The organism is Desulfatiferula olefinivorans (assembly GCF_054657895.1).
Map to the genome: position 1 here is coordinate 53,893 of NZ_BAAHXV010000023.1, position 22,416 is coordinate 76,308.

At 55.7% G+C, this 22,416-nt stretch carries 19 protein-coding genes and 2 riboswitches; of the genes, 8 read left to right on the forward strand and 11 right to left on the reverse strand.

Annotated features, from left to right (window positions below):
- Window positions 1-223 precede the first annotated feature (223 nt).
- Genes ACYQ11_RS15330 through ACYQ11_RS15345 form a run of 4 tightly spaced genes read left to right on the forward strand, consistent with a single transcriptional unit; the run spans window position 224 to window position 3,056 of the window.
- Window positions 224-601 (forward strand): antibiotic biosynthesis monooxygenase family protein, encoded by a 378-nt coding sequence (locus tag ACYQ11_RS15330; RefSeq protein WP_459924684.1) that lies wholly within the window; start codon window positions 224-226, stop codon window positions 599-601.
- Entirely contained in the window at window positions 579-2,084 is a 1,506-nt protein-coding gene (locus ACYQ11_RS15335; protein WP_459924685.1) for a B12-binding domain-containing radical SAM protein, read from the forward strand. Before ACYQ11_RS15330 ends, ACYQ11_RS15335 begins: the two co-directional genes overlap by 23 nt.
- The gene (locus ACYQ11_RS15340; protein WP_459924686.1) at window positions 2,081-2,788 is read left to right on the forward strand and encodes a PAS domain-containing protein; all 708 of its coding nucleotides are present in this window, start codon (window positions 2,081-2,083) and stop codon (window positions 2,786-2,788) included. The genes ACYQ11_RS15335 and ACYQ11_RS15340 overlap by 4 nt, the downstream gene beginning before the upstream one ends.
- Window positions 2,789-2,798: 10 nt before the next feature.
- A complete protein-coding gene (locus tag ACYQ11_RS15345; RefSeq protein WP_459924687.1) occupies window positions 2,799-3,056 on the forward strand; it encodes a hypothetical protein in 258 nt (85 codons plus the stop codon).
- 140 nt (window positions 3,057-3,196) lie between these two features.
- On the opposite strand, the gene ACYQ11_RS15350 is transcribed toward ACYQ11_RS15345, so the two are convergent.
- From ACYQ11_RS15350 to ACYQ11_RS15360, 3 genes are read right to left on the reverse strand one after another with little or no spacing between them, the layout of a single operon-like run.
- Window positions 3,197-4,003, reverse strand: a complete 807-nt coding sequence (locus ACYQ11_RS15350; RefSeq protein ID WP_459924688.1) for an ion transporter — start codon at window positions 4,001-4,003, stop codon at window positions 3,197-3,199.
- Between the two features lie 6 nt (window positions 4,004-4,009).
- On the reverse strand, window positions 4,010-4,663 hold the full coding sequence (locus tag ACYQ11_RS15355; RefSeq protein ID WP_459924689.1) for a response regulator transcription factor: 654 nt from the start codon (window positions 4,661-4,663) through the stop codon (window positions 4,010-4,012).
- Window positions 4,633-5,718, reverse strand: a complete 1,086-nt coding sequence (locus tag ACYQ11_RS15360; RefSeq protein ID WP_459924690.1) for a PAS domain-containing sensor histidine kinase — start codon at window positions 5,716-5,718, stop codon at window positions 4,633-4,635. The genes ACYQ11_RS15355 and ACYQ11_RS15360 overlap by 31 nt, the downstream gene beginning before the upstream one ends.
- 223 nt (window positions 5,719-5,941) lie before the next feature.
- Between ACYQ11_RS15360 and ACYQ11_RS15365 the strand changes: the two genes are divergently transcribed.
- The 3 genes from ACYQ11_RS15365 to ACYQ11_RS15375 are packed head-to-tail and all read left to right on the forward strand — an operon-like array spanning window position 5,942 to window position 7,607.
- Window positions 5,942-6,688, forward strand: a complete 747-nt coding sequence (locus ACYQ11_RS15365; RefSeq protein ID WP_459924691.1) for an N-acyl homoserine lactonase family protein — start codon at window positions 5,942-5,944, stop codon at window positions 6,686-6,688.
- 9 nt (window positions 6,689-6,697) lie between these two features.
- A complete protein-coding gene (locus tag ACYQ11_RS15370; protein ID WP_459924692.1) occupies window positions 6,698-7,117 on the forward strand; it encodes an SAM-dependent methyltransferase in 420 nt (139 codons plus the stop codon).
- A 31-nt stretch (window positions 7,118-7,148) separates the two neighbouring features.
- Complete coding sequence (locus ACYQ11_RS15375; RefSeq protein ID WP_459924693.1) at window positions 7,149-7,607, forward strand: hypothetical protein; 459 nt, start codon at window positions 7,149-7,151, stop codon at window positions 7,605-7,607.
- Window positions 7,608-7,982: 375 nt separating this feature from the next.
- On the opposite strand, the gene cobT is transcribed toward ACYQ11_RS15375, so the two are convergent.
- The 4 genes from cobT to ACYQ11_RS15395 all read right to left on the reverse strand — a co-directional run bounded on the left by cobT (window position 7,983) and on the right by ACYQ11_RS15395 (window position 15,042).
- Entirely contained in the window at window positions 7,983-9,050 is a 1,068-nt protein-coding gene (cobT, locus tag ACYQ11_RS15380; RefSeq protein WP_459924694.1) for a nicotinate-nucleotide--dimethylbenzimidazole phosphoribosyltransferase, read from the reverse strand.
- Between the two features lie 63 nt (window positions 9,051-9,113).
- A complete protein-coding gene (thiC, locus tag ACYQ11_RS15385; protein WP_459924695.1) occupies window positions 9,114-10,463 on the reverse strand; it encodes a phosphomethylpyrimidine synthase ThiC in 1,350 nt (449 codons plus the stop codon).
- 87 nt (window positions 10,464-10,550) lie between these two features.
- Window positions 10,551-10,751: riboswitch (cobalamin riboswitch) on the reverse strand.
- Window positions 10,752-10,952: 201 nt separating this feature from the next.
- Window positions 10,953-14,012, reverse strand: coding sequence for a hypothetical protein (locus ACYQ11_RS15390; RefSeq protein WP_459924696.1), 3,060 nt, complete (start codon window positions 14,010-14,012; stop codon window positions 10,953-10,955).
- A complete protein-coding gene (locus ACYQ11_RS15395; RefSeq protein ID WP_459924697.1) occupies window positions 14,005-15,042 on the reverse strand; it encodes a mechanosensitive ion channel family protein in 1,038 nt (345 codons plus the stop codon). The genes ACYQ11_RS15390 and ACYQ11_RS15395 overlap by 8 nt, the downstream gene beginning before the upstream one ends.
- Before the next feature lie 593 nt (window positions 15,043-15,635).
- A riboswitch (cobalamin riboswitch) is annotated at window positions 15,636-15,820 on the forward strand.
- Between the two features lie 155 nt (window positions 15,821-15,975).
- Between ACYQ11_RS15395 and ACYQ11_RS15400 the strand changes: the two genes are divergently transcribed.
- On the forward strand, window positions 15,976-17,916 hold the full coding sequence (locus ACYQ11_RS15400; RefSeq protein WP_459924698.1) for a TonB-dependent receptor plug domain-containing protein: 1,941 nt from the start codon (window positions 15,976-15,978) through the stop codon (window positions 17,914-17,916).
- Window positions 17,917-18,062: 146 nt separating this feature from the next.
- Here the strand turns inward: ACYQ11_RS15400 and ACYQ11_RS15405 are convergent, their stop codons facing one another.
- The 4 genes from ACYQ11_RS15405 to ACYQ11_RS15420 form a co-directional block, all read right to left on the reverse strand.
- Entirely contained in the window at window positions 18,063-19,313 is a 1,251-nt protein-coding gene (locus ACYQ11_RS15405; RefSeq protein ID WP_459924699.1) for an IMP cyclohydrolase, read from the reverse strand.
- Complete coding sequence (locus ACYQ11_RS15410) at window positions 19,310-19,993, reverse strand: hypothetical protein (RefSeq protein ID WP_459924700.1); 684 nt, start codon at window positions 19,991-19,993, stop codon at window positions 19,310-19,312. The genes ACYQ11_RS15405 and ACYQ11_RS15410 overlap by 4 nt, the downstream gene beginning before the upstream one ends.
- A gap of 183 nt (window positions 19,994-20,176) precedes the next feature.
- Window positions 20,177-20,965, reverse strand: a complete 789-nt coding sequence (locus ACYQ11_RS15415) for a TIGR00266 family protein (protein ID WP_459924701.1) — start codon at window positions 20,963-20,965, stop codon at window positions 20,177-20,179.
- An 84-nt stretch (window positions 20,966-21,049) separates the two neighbouring features.
- Window positions 21,050-22,210, reverse strand: a complete 1,161-nt coding sequence (locus tag ACYQ11_RS15420) for a metallophosphoesterase (RefSeq protein WP_459924702.1) — start codon at window positions 22,208-22,210, stop codon at window positions 21,050-21,052.
- Window positions 22,211-22,416: the final 206 nt, after the last annotated feature.

Consider the following 22,416-nt stretch of genomic DNA (forward strand, 5'->3'; position numbering starts at 1 on the left):
GCCGTCGGTCATATGTGACCGATTGGACACATGTGACCAGAAAAGACTCCGGCCAACACCAGTCCGACCCCTTCCATCCCCCGGATTCCAGCACATAAGGCCATGATACGACCCTGGCATGAAGATTGAAATACTGTCAGTTTGAATCGTCCGTGTGCCTTCCCTTGTCACCCCCCATGCACAGGTCAATGTTTCATGCTGAAAACAATGAGAGGCCGTTCATATGATCATCCTCAGAATAACCATCAACGTCATTCCTGAAAAATATCAGGAAATGCATCAAACCCTGATGTCAATGGTTGAATCACCCGAAGGGGGTTACGGCGGCCTGAGTTTTGGCGTTTATTGCGATATCGGAAACAAATATCGGTTCACCCTAATTTCGGAATGGCAGGATCGAGATACCCTGACTCATTTCCTGAAATCCGACCGGTTCAGCGTGATTCTCGGAACCCGGACCCTTTTGAGGGAGTCACTTGGCCTGACCATCCTGACCGTCCTCGACAGTGAAGGTCTGGAAACGGTTAAAAACATCAGAAATACAAAAATTTATGGAGAACAATATAATGAAGATCCTTATGATATATCCCAAATTCCCTGAAACCTTCTGGTCATTTACCTACGCCCTGAGTTTCGTCGGGAAAAAAGCAGCGTTCCCCCCACTGGGATTGCTCACCGTGGCGGCCCTGTTGCCCGAAGACTGGCCGAAACGGCTGGTGGATCTCAATGTGAACTCGTTAAGTGACAAGGATCTGGCCTGGGCCGACATGGTCTTCATCGGCGGCATGGCCGTACAGCGCGCATCGGCCCGTGCTGTCATCGCCCGCTGCAAGGCCATGTCTGTCACGGTGGTGGCCGGGGGACCGCTGTTCACGTCGGAGCCCGATGACTTTCCCGACGTGGACCACCTGGTTCTCGATGAGGCGGAGTTGACCCTTCCTCGTTTTCTGGCCGATCTTGAACGGAAAAAACCAAAACGAATCTACCGGTCCGAAGGCTTTTGCGATATGTCAATGACCCCGGTTCCTCTGTGGTCGCTGGTTAAAATGAAGCGCTATGCCGCTATGAGTCTCCAGTTTTCACGGGGCTGTCCCTTTAACTGTGAATTCTGCAACGTGACCGCCCTGTTCGGCCACCGGCCCCGTATCAAAACTCCGGAGCAGATCATTGCAGAGCTTGACGGGATTTATCGATCCGGCTGGCGCAACAGCATTTTTTTTGTCGACGATAACTTCATCGGTAACACCGCTTACCTCAAAGCCTGTCTCCTGCCGGCCCTGATCGACTGGCACAAAGACAAGAAAGGATGCGTGTTTTTCACCGAAGCCTCGATCAACCTGGCCGATGACCCCGAACTTCTGTCGATGATGGTGAAGGCCGGTTTCGATACGGTTTTCATCGGAATCGAGTCACCCGACGAGGTCTGCCTGACCGAATGCCATAAAAGTCAGAATAAAAACAGAAATCTCCTTGAAAGCGTGTCTGTCATTCATCGTTCGGGATTGCAGGTGATGGGCGGGTTCATCGTAGGGTTTGACAATGACAAGCCTTCGATTTTTCAGCGCCAGATCGATTTTATTCAGAAAAGCGGTATTGTGACGGCCATGGTGGGCATGCTCCAGGCCCCTCCGGGCACACGCCTGTTTGATCGTCTTCAGCGGGAAAGCCGGGTGACTCAAACATTTTCCGGCGATAATGTGGACGGCTCTACCAACATTATCCCAAAGATGGGAATGGAACGCCTTTCGAATGGCTACCGTGCGATTCTCAAACAGATCTATTCCCCAAAAAACTATTATCAGAGGGTTATCACCCTGCTCAAGGAGCTTAAACCGCCCGAAATCAACCAGCCACTCAATGTGCAGCGGTTTCTGTCGATGTTCCGGTCCGGAATTCGGCTCGGAGTCTTGGGGAAAGAACGATTCCATTATTGGAAACTGCTGTTCTGGGCGCTGTTGCACAAACCCAAGCTGATGCCGGTGGCCATCACCTTGTCCATCTATGGCTACCACTACCGAAGGATCTGTGAACGGCATTTCAATTTAAAACCGATGCATGGCTTTAAGACAAGGATAACGGTATGAAATTATTCAATATCAATAAACAGATCGAGAAAAAGGCAAAAACCGTCTATCCTGAAACGATACCATCGCAGTATGATCAGAAGCGTGTCGTTTATCAAGGAGGAGCGAACATGAAAATCAACAGGAGGAGCATCGATGTCCGCCGCCTGGCCGCCGTGTTGAAGCACTTGAATGACATCATCACCATTCAGGATCTAAACGGAAGGCTTCTGGCATGGAACAAAAGCGCCGAGCGCTTGTACGGATATACTGAATCAGAAGCACTCACGATGAATATCTCACAACTGATTCCTGAAGGCAGTCAACCAAATGGCCTGGCCTACATCGATCCATCTGACCCCAAAGGGCATGCCGATTCATTTGAATGCCAAAGGCTAACAAAAAGCGGTGACATTATAGATATATGGATTGTGACCACATATTTGAAAGACGATTATGGCAACATTGATTCCATTGCCACAACAGAGAGGGACATAACCCGGATTAAAACCCAATTGATTATACAAGAAAAAGAATTGAAGACACTGAAGGGGTTACTGCCTATCTGCGCTAATTGCAAAGAGATCAGAGACGATGAGGGTTACTGGCATCAAATCGAAAGCTACATAAGGGATCATTCCGAAGCTACGTTCACGCATAGCCTGTGTCCCAAATGTATTGAAGCATTGTATCCCGAATTTAATCTGACGAAAAATCAGGAATAAGAATAATGGGATGAATTCCATACGTGGCTTGACAAGATGCCAAATACCCCAAGGAAATAACGGAGAAAAAAATAAAAGGCACAAAAAAATTATGAAAAATCAAATAAAAACAGATAGTATGGAACAGTTGCTTTCTGATGCCGACAAACTCATTCAACAGATCCATTCCGATGTGATAAAGGAAATAGATGAAAACAGCCGCCTGCAATTTGACATTCACTGTCTTCAATTGGAAAGAATCAAATCAGAAATGCACGAAAAAAAATAAAAAAAACTCATTCCAGCGCCGAGGGTATTCACGAAGCCATTCTGGACATTGTCAAGTCGATGCAGGATTGGAAAAAAAAAACGCCTCTGATGGACCGTTGCTGTTGACAAAGGTCTTACGGGCTGCGCAAGGTCCTCATTTTAATTAATTCTGTGGCCGCAAAGTTTACAGAAGCGGGCGTCGGGGTCGTGGAGGGTGCTGCCGCAGCCGGGGCAGACCCGGAAGGGTTTGGCCTGATCCCCGATGGCCCGGGTCAGTTCGGCGGTGACGATGCCGGTGGGGATGGCGATGATGCCAAAGCCCAGAATCATCACCACGGTGGCCAGGGCCTGACCCAGTCCGGTCTGGGGGGAAATATCGCCGTAGCCCACGGTGGTCAGGGTCACCACGGCCCAGTAGACGCTGATGGGAATGCTGGTAAACCCGTTGGCCTTCCCCTCGATAATGTACATCAAAGCACCGATGATGGTGACAATGGTCAGAACGCTGAAGATAAAGACGATGATCTTGCGCCGGCTGGCGGAAAGGGCTTTGATGAGCAGTTCGGCTTCACCGATGTACTGGGCCAGCTTCAGCACCCGGAACACCCTCAGGACCCTCAGGACACGAATAACCAGAAGATATTGGCCGCCGGGAAAGAACAAGCCGATGTAGGTGGGAATGGTGGCCAGAAAATCGATGATGCCGAAAAAGCTCAGCGCATACCGAAGGGGCTTTGCCACCGTGATCAGACGGACGATATACTCCACCGTGAACAGCCCCGTGAAAAACCACTCGGCGGCTACAAAAAAAGGCCTGTAGGCCGCGGCATAGCTTTCGATGCTGTCCAGCATGACCACCAGCACACTGGCCAGAATGCTGATGATCAGAAGGATATCGAACAGCTTGCCGGCAAAGGTGTCCGATTCGAAAATAATCTGCTCGACGGTTTTCTTCAAATCCTTCATATCGACCTACCCCTTTGGACTCCGGCTCCATTCGATGGCCCGTTTCATCAAATCCGGTGAATTCTTCACATGCAGTTTGCGCTTGATGTATTCCCGATAGCTGCCCACGGTTTTTACGCTGACACCCAAAATATCTGCGATGTCCTTGCGTCCGTACCCCTTGCCGATCAGCTGGAACACTTCCAGCTCCCGGTCGGACAGGGTAGTCACCGGGTCACCGGACGCCTCGGATTTTTTCCCGGCCAGGCCGATAAGGGCGCTGATCACATCGTGGCTCGCATAGATTTTCCCGGCCAGCACATGACGGATGGCACCGGTGACGTTGGCGGTCATCTCCTCTTTCATAATGTAGCCCCGGGCGCCTGCCTTGAGGGCCCTCTCGGCGTAAAGGGATTCGTCGTGCATGGACACCACCAGAATCGGCAGCGTCTCGTCTTTTTCGTGGAGATCCCGAATCAGTTCCAGCCCGCTCTTGTCCTTGAGGGTGATGTCCACGATGACCATGTCGGGCCGGGCCTTTTCGATGGCCCGTTTGGCCTCGTTCACGTCTTCGGCTTCTCCGCAGACCGTCATGTCCGCCTCCTCGTTGATCAGCTGGGACAGACCTTTGCGGAAGACCGGATGGTCGTCTACGATAAATATTCGCGATTGATTCGGCATATGACCCGCGTTCCTTTGTTCAAAGCGCTTCGAATCGTAAGATCCGCTTTGATGTTTTTCGCCCGGTATCCCATGATCGACAACCCAAGACCGCCTGCGGGCCGACTGTCCGACATGCCGCAGCCGTTGTCGGCCACCACCAGGCAAAGGGCGTCATTGACGGAAAGAAGGGTGATTTTCACCCGGCCGGCCCGGCCGTGGCGCAGGGCGTTGTTCACGGCCTCCTGGACGATATGATAAAGATTCGTGGCCACGGCGTTGTTTTTGACGGCAAGGGAGGTCAGGCAGTTGAACCGGCAGGTGACGCCGAACACCTTCTCCACGTGATCGGCGAACTCGTTCAGGGAGGATGAAAGCCCTCCCTGTTCCATGTTGACCGGACACAGCCCCTTGGCCAGGCTTCGGGTTTTGGCCGTGGCCTGGCGGATCAGGCCCACGATTTCATCGGCCCGGTGGGTTTCGGGATGGTTTTCGGCGGAAAGCCGTTGGCGCAACAGGGACGACAGGGCTTCGATGCCCACCAGGTGCTGGCCCAGATCATCATGGAGATCGGACCCGATCTTGCGGCGTTCGGCCTCGCTGATCCGAAGGATTTCATCCTCGGCCCGCCGCCTCTCGGTGATGTCCCTCACCGAGGCCACACTCTGACGGGAACCCGGGATCAGGGCCACGGTCATCATGGCGATCTTGTTGTCCCGCCACTTGTTCCTCAGGCGGCATTCGTAATTCCGGGGCACCTTGTCCGGCATCTCCCTGCGTTTTTCGTGGTACTGTTTCATCATCTGGACATCCACGTCCTCGATAAATTCGGTCCAGACCCGTTTGCCCTCGATCTCCGCCTTGGAAAACCCCGACAGCTTCTCGAATTCGGTGTTGACCATGGAAATGGTTTTATCGTCGTCGATCACGATGGTGGCCGTTCCGGTGGTTTCAAAAATCGTCCGGTATTTTTCCCTGGATTCGAGCAACGCGGCGTTCTGCGCCTTCAGTTCGCGAATCTCCTTCTCCAGTGCATGAATTGTCTGATCGGCTTCCCCTTTGTTGTTTGCGGCCATATCCCTTTTCCTTTTAACGAAACCCGTGTCGCCACAGTGGTGTCCTGTGTTTTTAACACAGGCCGAAGGGGTCTGTCATCAGTGCATTTCAAGGGATAGTACGGAATCGTCGCAAAAGCCGTAAGGATAAATAGGGTTTACCATTTCGGCCATATGGCGTAACGTCCAAAGAAACGGCTCATAACAGGGCACATTCTTCACAGACCAAAGACGGAGGCGACCGATGAATACCTACACAATCCATCCCCTGGTCATGGGGACCAAGGTGTTCGACAAAAGCATGATGACCTATCAGTACAACAACGGCATTCCGTTTACCATTCCCATCTACTGCTGGTACCTGGAGGGAGGAGATAAAACCATTCTCGTGGACACGGGTGAAATGAGCCCCATCATATCCCGGGACCGGGAAGAGGCCATCGGCGGGAAGATCTACACCTTTGAAGAGGGGCTTGCCCGGTGGGGGCTCACGCCCGAAGACATCGACATCGTCATTCACACCCATCTTCACAACGATCACTGCGAAAACGACTACAAATGTGTGAACGCCGAATTCTTCGTTCACGAAAAGGAACTCGAACGCATCCACAACCCCCACCCTCTGGATTACCGTTATCTGGAGGACTACATCGATGAGGTGGAGGAAAACGGACAGATCCGCCTTGTCCGGGAGGACATGGACATCGTGCCGGGCATCCGGGTGATCCACACGCCGGTCCACACCGACGGCGGCCTGACCGTCCTCGTCGATACCCCTTCGGGCAAAGCCGCCATCACGGGATTCTGTGTAATCAACGAAAATTTCAATCCCCCAACGGAAATCCGGGCCATGGAAATGGCGGTGATCCCGCCGGGGACCCATGTCAACGTCTACGAGGCCTACGATATCATGCTCAAGGTAAAGGACATGGCCGACATCCTGATTCCCCTGCACGAACCGGCTTTCGCCGCCATGGACACCATACCCTGAGGAGGCAGCATGACCATCACATTCACGCCCATCGGCCATGCCCGAACCGACGCGACGACTGTGCCGCGGCACTGGTCGGTGTCCGAGGTGGAAGGCCGCCTCGAAATCGACCCGGCCTTCGCACCGGGACTTGACGACATCGCCGTGGGCGATCGCATCGTGGTACTGTTTCATTTTCACAAAAGCCCTGGGTTCAGGCCGGACAATCTCTTTCAGACCCCACCGAACCGAAAGGCCCCCCGGGGCGTGTTCAGCATCTGCTCGCCCATCCGCCCCAACGCCATCGGCATGAGCGTTCTGACGGTGCTGGCCAAAAGCGGGGGAACCCTTACGGTCCGGGGCATCGACATGATCGATAACACCCCCATCCTCGACATCAAGCCCTGGATCACCGGCGAGCACGACTGCCCCAGTGCGGGGCAGGCTTAAAACTCTGATGGACATTTAATATATTGATATAATGAAAAATATTGATTTAATGAAATTATTTTATCTTTGCGCTACAATGCTGATTCTCTTGAATTCTGGCACTGGATGTACATCAAAACATCGTATTTATTTATTAAATATCGGTAATGATGTTGCCTTTATTAAACCTACTGATGGGATCAGAATTCTTAAAATTGACGACACACGATTAAATATTATACCTGATGGTTACATGGCATTGGGAATAGGTAAACCAAAGTATTCCAGTGTTTCAATCAATCCAGGTCATCATAAAGTGGTTGTCGACGTAGAATATTTCAGAGAGGGCGCTGTATTTTTCCTTGATGCAGATTTTAAAAAGAACACGCTATATTATGTAAAATTCAAAGTTATAAAACGTGTTGAAGGGGAAAATGCATGGGTTCTTGATGTTTGGATAGAAGACTCAACCAATAAACACGTCGTCAGTAAAATTGTTAAGAATATTTAGAGGCTGTTTCATCGCCGAACGAATGGGTTCAGGGGATTGCTTTCAGCTGAACTCCAAGCATAGCGAAAGCGTGCCCATCACACGAACAACGAAAATTTATAGGCAACCCATCATGATCTTAAAATAATGGCATTGGGTTGGTTATGGCTTTGGCTTTGTCGATGTGTCTATAAGGTGAGGGTTTTTCCCTTGAGAAAAGCCTCAGGTTTATTAACCACCCGTTCGCTGCGCTCACTTAAGAACATGAAGGGCCACGAAGAAAAACCCACTATTTACAAGCTTCTTCGTGCCCTTCAGTGAGCAACGCGAACGGGTGGTTTAACAATAGGATGATCACCTCCATCTTGAGGGAGGTGACGATAATATTCTTTAAAATTATGACGGCGTATTGTTGTTCACAATGCCCACTTCCTCGAAGGTCTTGATCTCCGCAAGAATCCGTGTGGCCGCATCCAGAAGTTCCATGGCGATGGCGGCGCCGGTGCCCTCACCCAGTCGGAAACCCAGATCCAGCAAGGGATCGAATCCGAGCCGCTCATGCATGAACCGATGCCCCACCTCCACGGAGCGGTGGCTGGGGAACAGGTAATCTTTGGCCGCTGGCGCCAGTTCACAGGCCACCAGGGCTCCGGCTGTGGAAATCAGGCCGTCGCAGACCACGGGAATGCCGTGACGGGCCGCGCCGATCACCAGGCCGGCCAGGCCGCCGATCTCGAACCCGCCGACCTTGGCCAGCACGTCCAGGGCGTCTGCAGGGTCAGGCTGATGACGCGCAAGGGCCTGTTCGATGACCCTGATTTTATTGGAAAGCGCCGCATCGTCAATGCCGGTGCCCCGACCGGTGAGCCGGTCCACGGCGATGCCGGAAAAGGCCGCGATGATGGCCGACGAGGGCGTGGTGTTGCCGATGCCCATGTCCCCGGTGCCCAGCATATCCACCTTCCCTTCGGCCATGAGGCTGTCCACGATCTCAATCCCCGCTTCGATGGAGCTGATGGCCTGATCCCGGGTCATGGCGGGTTCCACCGCAAAGTTTTGGGTGCCTTTGGCCACTTTTTTATGAAAAATCGGCAGGGACGGATCGAAATCCGCGCAAACCCCCAGGTCGGCCACCCGGACCTCGGCCCCGGCATGGCGGGCCAGTACGCTGATCGAGGCCCCGCCGCCGACAAAATTGTAAACCATCTGAGCCGTCACTTCCTGGGGGAAAAGACTGACCCCTTCGGCCACAACCCCGTGGTCGCCGGCACAGGTCACCAGGACTTTCCGCGTCAGGCGCACATCCAGGGTTTTATGAATCGCGGCCAGACGGGCCGAAAGGGGTTCAAGCCGTCCCAGACTGCCCGCGGGCCGGGCCTGGTTGGCCAGACGATCGAGGGCCGTCTCGAGAAAGGTCCGGTCCGGGGGGATAATCGCATCGATGGTTCTGTTTAAAAACGTCATGGTCACCTCGTCATGTTGAAAAAACGCGGGGCTCACGCCCCGCTGTGGTTGAAGGGTTTAAGATCAGGCCGATGCCGCCGCTGACGGCGGGTCCGTCTGACAGGCATCGGTCTTGGCGGCTGAAATGTCTCCGCCGAACACCTGCATGCCCTTTTTCATGGCGCAGAAATCGCCGCACATGGTGCAGGTTTCCTTCTGCCCGGGCAGGCGGCTCTGCCGGATGGCCCGGGCCGTGTCTGGAAACATCAGAAGAGTCTCCAGATCATCCCAGCGCATGTCCCGCCGGGCCATGGCCGCCTGTTTTTCCCGCTCCCGACGCTGAGGGTCCCGGGCCACATCACCGATACGCACGGCCAGACGGGTGGTCCTCACCCCTTCCCGCACATCGGCCTCGTTCGGCAGAGCGAGATGCTCGGCCGGAGTGATGTAACAGACCAGATCCGCCCCGTAACGAGCCGAATGGGCCGCACCGATGGCGGATACCACATGATCGTACCCTGCCCCGGTATCCAGGGGAAGCGGTCCCAGCACATAATACGGCGCATTGCCGCTCATCTTTTTTTCAAGAAGAATGTTTGCCTCGATTTCATCCAGAGGCACATGGCCCGGCCCTTCGACCATCATCTGACAGCCCATGTCCCGGCCCAGTTCGGCCAGTTCGCAGTTGATGATCATCTCGGCCATCTGGGCACGGTCATGGCTGTCGTGGATGGCCCCGGCCCGAATGCCGTTGCCCAGAGACAGGACGGCGTCATACTTCTTCATCAGGGCGCAGACCCGGTCAAACTGTTCGTACAGCGGATTTTCCCGGTTGTTCTGATCCATCCACGCCACCATGAAGGTGCCGCCCTTGGACACCAGACCGCCGTACCTGTACCCCTGCTTTCTAAGGCGCTCGATGGTGTAGCGGTTGATGCCGCAGTGAATGGCCATGAAGCTCAGGCCGTCGTCGAGCTGGCGCTCGATCAGGTCGAACAGATACTCCGGGTCCAGCCGGGAGGGATTCCGGTAGGTGCGGGCCGCCTCGCTGAACGCCTGATACAGGGGAACGTTCCCCACGGGCAGCGAGCAGTTGGCCAGCACGGACCGCCGGATCAGGTCCAGATCCCCGCCCGCAGACAGCTCCATCAAACTGTCGGCCCCCTCTTCCTCGGCGGCCCGGGCTTTTCGGATTTCCGCCTCAACGTCGCAGATATCCGACGAGGTGCCGATGGAGGCGTTGACCTTGGTGCGAAGGCCGGTTCCGATCCCCACCGCTTTCTGGTGGGGACGAGCGGCATGGCTCAGAATAACGATTTCACCCCGGGCCACATGATCGCGAATGATCTCCGCATCCACGTTTTCATCCATGGCCACCTGGTGCATCTGGGGGGTGATGATGCCCTCGCGGGCACGCTCAAGTTGGGTTTTCATCACACAGCTCCTTTTGTTTTCCGCCCCCCGGAAACAAAAAAGGCTCCGGAAGGCATGATACCTTCTCGGAACCCTTTACCATCGAGCCCCAACATCGGCTTTTCTGCACGTCTTCTGACTTCCGGTCTTCCCCGTTGCACCTTCCCGATACCCGTGGGTATCAGTGGCTGCCCATGAGATCCTGAGCCTGAACGGTTTGTCACCCGGTTACAGCGGCGGGTCCGTCACGGATTTTCACCGTGTTCCGTTTGCAAAAAAGCGTTTGGATGAAACAATGCGAAATACATACCCCAAGGCCGCGGCATCGTCAAGAACGGAAAAAATGTCATCATTGATGATCTCGTAAAAAAAAGTTTTTGGACGGCTTCGTAAAATGTTCGAGATCAAGGCTTGCGAAGACCGAGGAATGAGGCGTACTTAGGGTACGCCGCAGTGACGAGGGATGACGCGTAACGCAGATATCGGACGTTTTACGAAGCCGCCATCCGGCTAGTGCAGAATATTCTGAAGCTTCAGAAATCGAATCACGTGGCGGTATAAAAACGGATGGACGCGGAACAGGCCCTCCTCCTGCTGAAGGATGCCCATGCGGGTCAGATTCTGAAGCGCGAGCCTGCTTTTATCCGCGGACTGGCGAAAAACGGCGGCGTGGTCGTCGATGGTAAGGGTGTCATGCTGAACAATGGCCCCCAGGGTGAAGCGGTCTTCGGTATTCAGATGCGACAGAAAGGTGACGTTGAACTGCACCTGGGAGGCCAGACGCAATTCATGCTCCTCGATACTCTGGATGGAACGCAGCCAGAACAAAATGGCCACGGAAATATTGCCCGATGCCACCGACTGGATCTGATCGAAGAATTTTTTTCTTAAGTAGGCCTGACGGTCCGTTTCGGATGACAGTTTCCGAAACGGACGGCTCATCCTGACGACACGGGAAATGAGAAACTTCAACTGATAGCCGGTCATCCGGTGACGGCTTAAAATCATGGATTCGATGTCCTCGCCGGAAAAGGGCTTGAGGGTCACGACCCGATCAAAGGCCCGTGACAGGTCGGCGGCCTTGTCCAGGTATTCCCAGCCGTAGAGGGTGCAGGAACACACCCAGGCCACCCGGCTGCGGGTATGATTGATCAGGGCCGCGAACTGATCGAGAAGATCAAATCCGTCCATGGTTTTCAAAAACAGCTTCTGAAGGTTTTCGACGACAAGGGCCGGAGGCTTGCCGTCGGACATCAGAAATTCACAAAGATCGTCCAGGGTGTCAAAGGGCTTGTCCGGTCGAAGCGGATGAAAGATTGCAGGCAGATCGGCCGTGTCATGCAGCGTTTCTTTGAGGTTCAGCACGTGAACGGTTCGATGCTTGGACCATTCGGGGGTGAGCATGTTGATCAGGGTTGTTTTGCCGCTTCCCCGCTCGCCCACCAGGGCGCAGGCCATCCCTCCGGACGTGTCCAGGGCGGCCATGTCATCCGTCAGGGTTTTGCGCTCGGCCTCACGGCCGTAAAACAGTCGGTCATCGGTCAGGGGTTCGATCTGAAAGAGCTGCTGATACACAAAGGGCAGGGCTTTTAGTTTCTCGGCGGTCTCAATCAGAAACTGGGTGAACTGGATGGTACTGTCTTCGTCGGGAGGTGAAAATCCGAGATTGATCCTTACGTCCTGATACCATTCCCTGCCCTTTTCCCATGCTTTACGCCCTTGGGCCCGGAGGGCTTTCATCTTCCGGCCGACCCATGCGGCCAGATCATGGACCATCCGTTTCAGACGGCCCGCAGCCTTGGCCTTGGCCAGTTTCAATTTCAAGGCAATGAGTTTCTCATTGTCGAGAAGTTTCTGGATCTGCACAATCCAGCCGTAGGCAATTTCACCCAAGTCTGCCCCGATGCTGTCCGGCAGGCCCCGAACCTGGTCCATCAGTTCGTTCAGCTGCCGGATGCTGCGGTCGATGCCTTCGACGACCATCTGATAGGCTTCCTCCGTATAATCTTCCTTATCCAGCAGGGCAAAGGAGGATTCGAGGTTAAACTCGACGACCTCCCGAATATCGTTCATGCCGTTTACGGTATCGTCCAGCCGAATGCGAAGGCCCTGCTGAAACGTGTCAAGCCGGGCTTGAAAGGCGATCAGAAATTCTTCGGTGAACAGCTCACGGATTGGAATCTCGGCCGTCTCGGACTGGGGCGGGATATGGTCGTCCCGTTTTTTGAACACCACGTGGTTTTCAGCCAGATTATTCGCCTTGTCCCGGGCCAGACGGCTAAGGGCAGACAGGTCCTGGCCGATTCCCGAACCGAGAACCCGGTTGGCGATGGCCGGAAGCAGTTCCCGGCGGAAATCCCGGACCAGGGTCCGGCTTTCCTGAATCATGGTTTTCTTGAGATGCCATTCCCCGGCCTGCTCCATGCCGCCTAAGCGCTGACGGGTTTTCATCAGGGTTTCCACGGCGTGTTCACACTGGGGAAGAATCCGGCCGGTGATCTTGCTCGACACCGACGCCAGAATTTCGAGGGTTTTTTTCGCCACCTGGACCTGAATGCGGCTCAGGGCGACATCATGGGTCCAGTCCCGTCCCTCCCCTTCAAAATGACGGACCCAAAGATCCTGGGCGTGGTTGAATGTCCGTCGCTGTCGGGCCTGGGCCTTGAGAAAGCGGCGGCGTCCATACCGGCCATGGGGCAGAACCGGCGTTCCTGAAAATTGGGCGGCATGGGCCCACTCGGTTTCAAAGGCGGCTGCAAAGGCGTCGAACCGCTCCAGCCATTCTGCTTTGACGGATTCAAGGGACGCTGAAAGCGCCGCCGGATCGAAGACGTCGGGTCCAGGCCCGGCCATCCGGGCCTGAACACGGTCATGCACGTCCCGAATCCAGTTGCTTTTTTCTTCGCCCAGGCCCAGAAAGCCCAGTGTGTGATCGCTCATGACCGCGTGAAGGGCCAACAGCCGGTCGGAGATCCGGGCCAGAAAAAGATCCATGCACCCGGAAATCAGATCGCTGTAAGGAATCAGAAAATGAAGCCTCAGAAAATGCTGAAGGTTCAGCACATGGGTCTGAGGCGACGGCGGTTTTTTTGTGGATCGGAACACATTGGCGGTAACCCGGCCGGCATGGCTCAGTGATCGACGGAGCCGCCTGAACGATTTATACGTCCTGATCCATTGGGAGTCCTTTGGACCGGGCTTGAAAAAATCATCGTTCCAGACCAGTTCATAGCTGCGGGGAAAGGTTCCGATCAAACGGTGAAAACGGTCCTGCCCTTCCTTGTCCAGTTCGACTCTGATCTCCGCAAGGGGCTTGAAATCGGATATCTCTTTCACGTGATCGAGAAAATCGTCGATGCGTGTCCATATGCGGCATAAAAGGTCTTCGGCCGACAGAGTATCGTCACCCTCGTCCGACTGGACGGATTGCCCGAGGAGCCGGGAAAAGGCCTCCAGATGCTCGGCACAGGGGGTGAGAAACCGATCGAAGGCCTCATCGAGAAACTGTCGACCTTCCGTAAGACAGGCCGAGACCACAGGATCCTTGGCATCGTTGGGTGTTTCACTCATGGGGCGTGTCCATTATAGTGGGAAGACAGGCCGGAGCCGTCAAGGGATTCGCGTCGTCCAGCAGGTTTTTACGGATCAGGGTTTCCACAATCAGCTCGGTCATGTCACCGGCAAAGGGGAATTCATACCGAATATCCAGAACGTAGGCCTTGACCCTCATTTTCAGCAGGGACCGTCCTTCGTGGATTTCATTTTTGAACACCACGACAATCGGCTTGTTCAGATAGATATAGCGGGACACAACGGCAGCCCGCCGGGCGATGGTTTTCAGAACAGAAAAATCAAGGCCGAGGGGCAGGTAGAGTTCGGCCACCACCTGGCAGTTGGACTCGCCGTTATTGGCGTTGGATACCGGCTGATTGACGATGTCGCTGTTGGGAATGGACACCACCGAATCGTCCGGGGTCACGATGCGCACCGAACGGAGTCCGATCTGAATCACCTCGCCGTAATGATCCCCGATCTGGATTTTATCGCCGGCCTGAAAGGGTCGGTCCATCAGAATCATCATGCCGCCGAACATGTTTTTGAGAATATCCTGGGACGAGAACCCGAGGGCGATACCGGCCGAGGCGGTCAGGGCCAGCAGGGTCTCGATGGGCGGAGCAAGGATACCGGCCACGATCACGTACATCACCCCGGTCCAACCCAGTACCCGGATAAAGGGAATAAGGCGCATGACCGCAAGCCGGAGATTGACCCATCGTTCCGCGATACGCTCCAGAATGCGCGAAACAAAGGCGATGACGTAGTAAGCCAGAACAATCACCACCACGGACCAGAGCAGCTTGGCGGCGCTCAGGGACCATTCCACCTTCGGCTTGGTTTGCGCAAGGGCCTCGGGAAGCCCCGATTTGGCGGCGGACTCCGATGGGACGGTCTCCGCGTCGGCACTCGCACCGGCATCCACAACCGAGATTTCGGTCCGGCCCGAAGGCTCTTCGGAAACGGGATCGACCGCTGCCGTCACGGCAACGCGGCAAAGGAGCATAACGATCAACAGCGCTGAAAAAACACATCGGCGTATCATCAAACGATCCCCTATCGGGTCACAGGACGGCGGGCAATGCGTCTTTACATTGCCGGAAGAAGCTTCGATGCCGTTAACTTAAAAAACATTCTCGTTGTCTCGCTGACGGGCACGCGTTGCTTTGCCCATCCTATGGGCGACACGATGTAGGATGGGCGAAGCAACGCGTGCCCATCAAACCCTAAGTTAATGATATTTTGTAATGAATGACTGAATACACAGGTTACTTAACCTACCACGCCATGCCCGTTGTGGCAAGCCCGGGTGTCATGCGTGCCAGGGCAATCGCATGTAACATTCGTTCACGTGCATGTTCACGTTCACGAGCACGAGCACGACAGGGCGAGACCGGCTCGACCGGCTCGTCCCACGCCAGTTGAATCATCTGACGGCGGCGGTCAACGTGTCGCCGGCCACCATCGTGCACGTGCTCGTGCTCGTGACCGTAAACGTGAACGGCATGAAGCCGTCCCGCAGGAAATAGATCATACTTGCGTTTGCCCTGGGGTGTCATGCGTGAAGCGAACGGGTGGTTGATGAAAGTGATTGATCTGAGATTCTCATTGACAAAAAGCAGAGATCCGGTTTAACACCATAGGCATTGTTGTCCAGGTGCTTCCATCGAAGCCGAACAGGGAATTCCGTGAAAAACGGGAACGGGCCCGCCGCTGTGACCGGGACGAACGCAGCACGATGCCACTGATCGTTAAAGGTCGGGAAGGCGCTGCAAGTAGGATGAACCGGAAGTCAGAAGACCTGCCTGGACGACGAACCTTAACCTCGCGGCAAGAGGAAGGTTCCATGTGATCTCAGGGTAAAAAAGGGATTCCCGGGTCGATATGTTTTCATATCGGCCTTTTTTTTTGCCTCGTCCGTGGTGTCCTCAATCTGTCGCACTATTGTTTCATTATCACTACAGGAGAGAGAAAAAAGATGAACAGAAAATGGTTGCTGGTGGGGCTTGTGCTGATCGCCACAGGGACTCCCGCCTTCGGAGACGATGCCGTTCACGAAATGGATCAGGTCGTGGTCACGGCAGGCCGGATCGAGGAAAAAAAAGCCGATGTGACCACCAACATCACGGTGATCACCGGGGAAGACATCAAAAAAACCGCAGCCCGTGATCTGGGGCAGCTGCTCAGCGAGCAGGGATTTCCCATCCGGAAATATCCCGGTAGCCTGACGGCCGTTTCGGTTCGCGGGTTTCGAACCGAAACCCACGGCAACGACCTGGCCGGTCATGTGCTGATTCTCATTGACGGCAGACGGGCCGGGAACGGCAATGTGTCCCAGCTCCTGATCGACAATGTGGAGCGCATCGAGATCATCCGGGGCCCCGGATCGGTGCAGTACGGGTCCTCGGCCATGGGCGGGGTGATCAACGTGATCACGAAAAAAGGCAGCGGCCGTCCCACCCTCTTTGTTGAGGAAACCCTGGGCAGTTTTGAGTATCAGAAGACCGGCTTTGGCGGATCGGGCAGCATGGGTCCGGTGGATCTTTCCTTTTCCGCCTCCCGGGAAAGCCAGGAAGCCTACACCACCTCCAAAAACATCCTGTACAACAACACCGGCGTCGACCGGGAGGACCGGATCTCAGCCGGACTGGGCTGGACCTTTCTGCCCGGTCACCGGGTATCGTTTACCTACACCGGATTTGACGGCGAAGGCATCGGACTGCCCGATGACTTCGTAAACAACGACCCGAACAATTACAAGGATTCGGAGCACACCACGATGGATCTGAACTACCAGGGACGTCTTGCAAGCGAGGCCCTGTCCTGGCAGGTCCGCCTGTTTGAGGGAAAAACCCGGCGGACGGATTACGATCCCAACGTCAGCGGCAGCGTTCCCGACTATTATCTCAGATCCGATCAGAAAGGGGCCCAGGCCCAGGTGACGGCGAGCCGGGCGAACGATCACCTGACCCTGGGGATTGACTGGGTCAATTACGAGGTCCGGTCGATTTACGACACAGGCGACAACACCTACGACAACCCCGCCGCCTTTGTGATGGCCAAGAAAAGCCTCCTTGACGACCGGCTGATTCTGTCTGTGGGCGGGCGTTACGACCAATACGAGGTCGAAGACGATGGGGGTCAAAGCGTTGACGACACCAACTGGTCCTCCAGCGCGGGCGCTTCGTACAAAATCGGGAAGACCCTGGTGACTCGATTCAACGTAGCCGAATCCTTCCGCATGCCCACCACCGAAGAACTTTACATGTACAGGGATTACGGAGCCTGGGGCATCTGGTCCGGCAACCCGGATCTGTCGCCGGAAAAAAGCCGGACCTGGGAAGCGGGTTTCGACGTGAAACGCGGCCCCGTGTCCGCCGGTGCCACCTATTTCTATTCGACCTTCGACGACTACATCACCTACGAGGAGAGTCTGCCCGGTCAGTACACCTATGCCAACCTGGAGGGAGCCACCCTCTCGGGCCTGGAAGCCAACCTGTCCTGGGACCTGGGGGAAACCTTCGCTCTCGAATCCGCCTTACGCCCGTTTATGTCCCTCACCTTTCTGACCGACTACACCGACGAGCAGAACGACCGGGATCTTCAGTACACTTCCGAATGGACCCTGGCCGGGGGTATCGAGTACATCCATCCTGAATCGGACTTTTCGAGCCGCCTCAACGTGTCCTATTTCAGCGAGCAGGACATCAACGACTACAACGGCACCGGCGACACGACCCTGGACAGCTACGCCGTGGCCGACCTGTCCATCGCCAAGGATCTTCTGGACTGGGGCAGCCGGGGCAAACTCTCAATCAAGGGCGACATCCAGAACCTGTTCAACCAGAACTACGCGGCGGTCCAGGGTTACCCCATGCCCGGGCGGGCCCTTTATATTTCCCTTAAATACACCTACTGATGCAGTCCCTGCGAGCTTGAAAGCAAATGGGCGCACACCGTGCGCCCATTTATTTTCACCGCCCCCGCCCTCTGCGTCACCCGTCCACCGCGTCCACTTCGTCCACGCTGTCCACCATGTCCACCCCAAAGCGTCGGCCCGACGGATCAGTGCTTGAAACTTCTCTGACCGGTAAACACCATGGTGGCACCCACCTCGTTGCAGGCCTCGATGCTCTGGTAATCGTTCAGGGAACCGCCGGAATGGATCACGGCGGACACGCCCTGGCGCAGGCCCACATCGACCCCGTCCCGGAAGGGAAAAAAGGCGTCGCTGACCATGGAGGAACCGATGAGCCCGCCCTTTTCCCGGGCCACGCGCTCGTCGATCAGGGCTTTTTTCTCGGGATCGGACAGGTCATGGTAGGCCATGTCATACGATTCATAGGCATACCGGTCGGACAGCTTGCGGTAGGCCTTGTCCACGGCAATTTCCGCGACGCCCACCCGATCCTGCTCACCGGTTCCGATGCCCACGGTCACCTGGTCCTTCACATAGATCACCGAATTGGACGTGATGCCGGATTCCACCAGCCAGCCGAACAGCATGTCCTCGTATTCGGCGTCGGTGGGTTTGCGGTTGATGGTGTACGTTTTCCCCTTGTAGTCACAATGGGCCAAAATCAGATCATTTCGGGTCCGGGCTTCGGGCACGAAGGAAAGCTGGGCCACGATGCCACCATCGATGAGGCTCTTCAGATCCACCACCCGCTCGCCCACGAAGCTCTGGAGCTTGTGGATGTTTCCGATACGGATCACCCGGAGGTTTTTCTTTTTGGCGAACAGGTCCATGACCCCTTCTTCAAAATCCGGTGCCACCACCACCTCGGCGTACTGGTTGGAAATCGCTTCGGCCGTGGCAAGATCAATGGCGCGGTTAAGGGCGATGCATCCGCCGAAGGCCGCCACCCGGTCTGCCATGTAGGCCGCCTCATAGGCCGCCGCAAGGGAATCCCGGCGGGCCACACCGCAGGGATTGTTGTGCTTGACGATCACCGCCGTGGGCCGGTCGGTAAAATAACGCAGAATATTGAGGGCGTTGTCCGTATCGGTCAGGTTGGTCTTGCCCGGATGCTTGCCCGACTGCAATAGTTCCACATCCGAGGCCAGATACCGGCCCGGCTGAATGGTTTTTACATCTCCGATGACCAAATTCCCGTTGACCAGTTTGTAAAGGGCCGCTTCCTGGCCGGGGTTTTCCCCGTAACGCAGACCCTTTCTGACCTGATCGATGGTCCAGGCCACCTTTTCATAGTACAGGGTCTGGCGTTTGTCGCCGTCCACGAAGGACAGTTCCATAGCCGGGGTGAAATGGTCGTCCATGATGGTTTTGTACATGTCTTTGAGATGGTCGGTCATAAAGAACTCCTGTAGCAGGCGGCGATGTCGTCAATCTGCCGTTCGGCCAGATAGTCGGAAATGGCCCGGTCGTAATCGGCCGTATGGGCGAAGGCTTTTCGGGCCAGCTCGAAACGCAGGGCAAGAGTGGTGCATCCCTCTTGGGCTTCGAGGGCGGCCAAAACCGCCGGATAATCCGAGGGATCGACCACCGAGGCCACCCGGATGAAATTCTTGGCCGATGCCCGCACCATGGTGGGCCCGCCGATGTCGATGTTGCTCCGGGCCGCTTCCGGGGTCACATCGGGGCTCGCCACCGTGTCCTTGAATGGATAGAGGTTCACCACCACCATGTCGATGGGCAGAGCCCCCGTGCGTTTGAGGTCGTCCTGGTGGTCGGCGTTGTAGGTCTCGGTCAGAAGGCCCAGATAGATCTTGAAATCCAGGGTTTTGACCAGACCGCCCTGGGTTTCGGGCTGGCCGGTATAATCGGACACCTGGGTCAGAAGGCGGTCCGCCTGATCCCCGAGGATCTCCCTGATTTTCCCGAAGGTCCCGCCCGTCGACAGAATCCGAACCTCGGGATTTACCCGGATCAGTCCCGGCACCAGCGTTTCGAGGCCGGTCTTGTCCGACACGCTGATCAGCACGGTCTTTATTTTCACCCGATCATCAATATGTTCCACGCGATTGGTTGTCATAATCATGTCCCGTCATTTAGAATCAAAAAAAGCGCATCCTAAAACACAGCCGCCGCTTCGTCAAGACATCAAAAAGGCATCAAAGCAAAACGTCTGTTCTTTTCAAACGCCAAAACCCATTTGTCCGGATTTTCAAAATCCGGTCCCCCGGAAGGGCCGCCGCAATAAAACCGGACAATCCGATCAATCCCCATCGATCAGGCGTCCCAGGCCGCCCAGTACCGAGCCTTCGCCCCGGCTGCTGCCGCCCGCCGAGGGGGCGTGCTGGAGAATGCGGTCGGCCATCCGTGAAAAGGGCAGGCTCTGGAGGTAGACGGTGCCCGTGCCCCGGAGGGTGGCCAGGAACAGTCCTTCCCCGCCGAAAAACATCGATTTCAGGTTTCCGGCCCGCTGGATATCGTAATCGATGCCCGAGGTGAACGCCGCGATGCAGCCCGTGTCCACCCGCAGGATTTCGTTGTTCAGGTGTTTTTCGACCACGGTGCCGCCCACATGGATAAAGGCCATGCCGTCACCGGCAAGCTTCTGGAGGATAAATCCCTCACCGCCGAAAAACCCCGCGCCGAGCCGTTTGGTAAAGGCGATGCCGATTTTCGTGCCGTAGGCCGCGCACAGAAAGGCGTCTTTCTGGCAGAGCAGTTCCCCGTCCAGCTCGGCCATGTTCACGGGAATGATCTTCCCGGGATAGGGGGCGGCAAAGGCCACGGATTTTTTGCCCATGCCGTTGTTGGTGAAGTGGGTCATGAAAATCGACTCACCGGTCAAAACCCGTTTGCCCACGTTCATCAGCTTGCCGAACAACCCGCCCCCGGCCTCGGAGCCGTCACCCATGCGGGCCTCGAACCCGATGCCGTCCTCCATGTAGTTCATGGCCCCGGCTTCGGCCACCACGGTTTCTCCCGGATCGAGTTCCACTTCCACGATCTGCATATCATCACCGATGATTCGATAGTCCACCTCATGACATTGCATGGCTTACGTCTCCTTTGATTATGGGTTGTCCGTTTTTTTTGGTGTTTATCCGTTCATACCAGATTCACCGGAAAGCGAGAAGAATCAATTCGCGACTCGGTTCAATCGGATCAGCGAGATTTCCCCCGGACGGGAGAGTCGCATGCGGGGCCCCCAGGTTCCCGTGCCCCGGCAGACAATGAGCGTCATATCGCCGATGGTGTAACGGCCTCCCACATAGGGGTAGACCATGCGCACCAGACAGGTGAAGGGCCAGATCTGGCCCTGATGGGTGTGGCCGGAAATCATCAGATCCACCCCCGACTCGGCGGCACGGTCGACCAGCCACGGGGTATGCGATAAAAACACCGTTGTTCCCGGTGGGCGTCCGTTCAGAGCCGTGTCAAGCAGCGACGTTTCCCGGCCCGGCGTTCGACGGCGCGCCGTGGTCAGATCATCCACGCCGGCCATCACCCATCCGTCTGCCGCCAGGACCGCCCGGTTCTCAAGAAGGGGAATCCCCGCGCCGGACAAAATCGCCAAGGTAACATCCGGACGGCCAGGACGCGGGCTGTCATGGTTCCCCCGCACCGCCCAGACGCCGTAAGGCGCCCCCAGCCGTTTCATCACCGGAATCATCGTTTCGGGAACGGCTTCCCGTTCGAACAGGTCTCCGACCAGAACAACGGCATCGGGCTTGACGGCCATGACCTGATCGATCCGGGCCGAAAGCCACCCGGCTCCGATGCCCGCCTCGCCCACATGAAGGTCCGAAAGCACCGCCATGCGAAAGCCGTCACGATGGTCCGGCAGATGTCGAACCGGCACCTCATACGATTCGATAATCGGTGGACGCAGCCCCTGGACATGGGCGATGCCTGAAAGAATCACCCCGCACATCAGAGCCAAGCACCTGATCACGGTTACCCGTTCCAAAAAAAGGAAGCCAAACCCGCAGGACAGGTCGCCGATGAGCAGGCAGAACGCCACGATAAAAAGGATGCCCATCCAGTGCATGCCGATCAAATCAGCCAATCCGGCCACAGACGGACACGACGCGAACAGATGAAACCGCCCGGCGACAAACAGAAGAAAAAACACCCCGCCGCCGGCAAAGACGGCCAGTCTGGGCATCACGCCGAACCCCGTCATCACTGAATTGACCCTGAAAAAAACGTACAGGTGCATCACGGTGACCGCAAGGGTCAGTATGGTTCCGAAAATTGAAATAACATCCTCCTGCCGCGCACCTTTGGCTATCTGCAAAAAAATCCCGCCTTCAAAGCTTTTTCTGACTATCAGGAAGACGACGAATTGTAAAGCGGTGCGGGCTGTCGACTCAGGGCAAACGCATGTTTCATATCCTTCAAGAAAAGCAAAAAACGGCCTTCGTGATAATCTCAGTGGATTGATCTCAGATCAATCCTGTCGACTTGAACACGTCATCCGTGCCGGCAAGAAAGACACCGCGT